Genomic DNA, 2137 nt, shown 5'->3' with positions numbered 1-2137 from the left:
GACCTCGGGAACAGGCACTTCTTCCATCCAGATGCCCTGTTCGGGTTTGCGCTTGACCAGGGCTTTCATCATCTGAGGCATGGTATTTCCGTGGGGGAAGGGCGGGAAAACGGACATTATAGAAGCCTGGGCAGGGCGCCGCCTTCGTGCAGTGCAGCGTTGCCCCCGGGCCGGCCAGGGATTATGGTCGCAATTTTTTGCGACAACCCGGGTCGGGAACAGGCATGAAACGACGGATATTCACGCTGCTGGCGGCAACATGGGGCTTGATGATGGCCATTCCTAGCCACGCTGACGAAGGCATGTGGATGCCCTCGCAGCTGCCCTCCATCGGCAAGCAGCTGCATGCGGCGGGCTTCCAGGGCAATCCGGCCGATCTGGCTGACCTGACCAAGGCGCCGCTGAGCGCGGTGGTGAAGGTGGGCGGGGCCACGGGTTCGTTCATCAGCGACGACGGCCTGGTGCTGACCAACCACCACGTCGCATTCGGCGTGATCCAGTACAACAGCAACGCGCAGCGCGATCTGATCCAGAACGGTTTCGTCTCGCACGAGCGCACGGAAGAGCTGCCCGCCAACCCTGATTTCCGCCTGCGCGTGACCACCGGTTTCGACAAGGTCAGCGAGCAGGTGCTGGCGGCCGCCAGGGGCAAGACGGGGCGGGCCTATTTCGATGCGATCGACGCCATCAGCAAGACCCTGGTGGCCGATTGCGAGCGCGAAGCCGGCGTGCGTTGCAGCGTGGTCAACATGTTCTATGGCCGCGACTTCTACCTGGTCAAACAACTTGAACTGCGCGACCTGCGCCTGGTCTACGCGCCGCCGCGCGCCATCGGCAACTACGGCGACGAAGTGGACAACTTCGTGTGGCCGCGCCACGCGGGCGACTTCACCTTGTTGCGCGCTTACGTCGGCCCCGACGGCAAGCCGGCTGATTACGCCAAGGACAACGTTCCCTATCACCCGCCTGCGCACTTGCAGGTGGCACGCGATGGCGTGCGCGATGGGGATTTCGTGATGCTGGCGGGTTATCCCGGTACGACGTATCGCCATCGCACGGCGGCGGAGTTTGCCGATCAGGTGCAGTGGCGCTTGCCGACCACGGTGGCGGTGATGCAGCAGCTGCAGCATGTGATTGAAGACGCCGGACGCGATGATCGGCCTGCAGCCATCCGCTATGCCTCGCAACTGCAGTCGTTGAAGAACAACATCAAGCGCTATGAGGGCGAGTTGGATGGCCTCAAGCGCAGTGATGCGGTGACGATCCGCCGCACGGATGAGGACGCGATGATGGCGTGGCTGGCAGCACAGCCGCAGGCTGGCACGCTGCGTCCGCAGATCGACGAGGTCAATCGCCTGATTGCCGCCGGCAATGCGATGCGCGAACGCGATCTGCTGTTGGGCATGATGCAGGCGCAAACGCAGTTGTTGCGTTCGGCCATCATGCTGCAGCGACTCGCCATTGAGCGCGGCCAGGCGGATGCCCAGCGCGAGGCGGGCTATCAACAGCGCGATGAAGAACTGATCGCCGGCACGCTGCGCCAGGTTCAGCGCCGCTACGATCCGGCGGTCGAGAAACATTTGTTGCGGGCCTTGCTCACGCGCTATCAGGCCTTGCCCGATGCGCAACGCCTGCCTGAATTCGACGCTGCGTTCGGGCGTACGCCTGAAACTTTGTCGCACAAGCTCGAGCAGGTTTACGGCGCCACGCAGCTGGGTGACGAAGCGAAACGGCTGGCGTGGCTCRAGGCAGAGCCTGCGGCGGTGAGCAAGTCCGATGATGCACTGCTCGCGCTGGCTGCCCAGCTGCAACCTGCGCTGCTGCGCGTGGAAGGCGAGCGCAAGTCGCGCGAAGGCGACTTGCTGCGCCTTCGTCCGGCGTATATGGATGCGCTGATTGCCTATCGCGAAAAGCAGGGGCGCGCTGTCTATCCCGATGCCAACAGCACGCTGCGCGTGAGTTACGGCAAGGTCACACCGTTGAAGRCGCGCGATGCCGTGTCCTACGAACCGCAGACGACGACTGCCGGCATCGTGGAGAAGAACACCGGCGCGGAACCGTTCGATGCACCCAAGCCCTTGCTCGACGCCATCGCCAAGGGCGACTACGAGGGCTATGCGGATGCGAAGACCAAGGC

Annotated in this window: 1 protein-coding gene; it reads left to right on the top strand. The window is 63.6% G+C overall.

Annotated elements, in window-relative coordinates; genetic code table 11:
* Positions 1 to 224: 224 nt before the first annotated feature.
* Positions 225 to 2137 (top strand): S46 family peptidase (locus AC1DMG_RS21755; protein WP_477181114.1); only part of this gene is annotated, 1913 nt, incomplete at its 3' end.

This window comes from Dyella sp. 01N36 (assembly GCF_056399745.1).
Note: the sequence above shows the minus strand (reverse complement) of the source record. Positions and strands in the feature narration are given on the sequence as shown.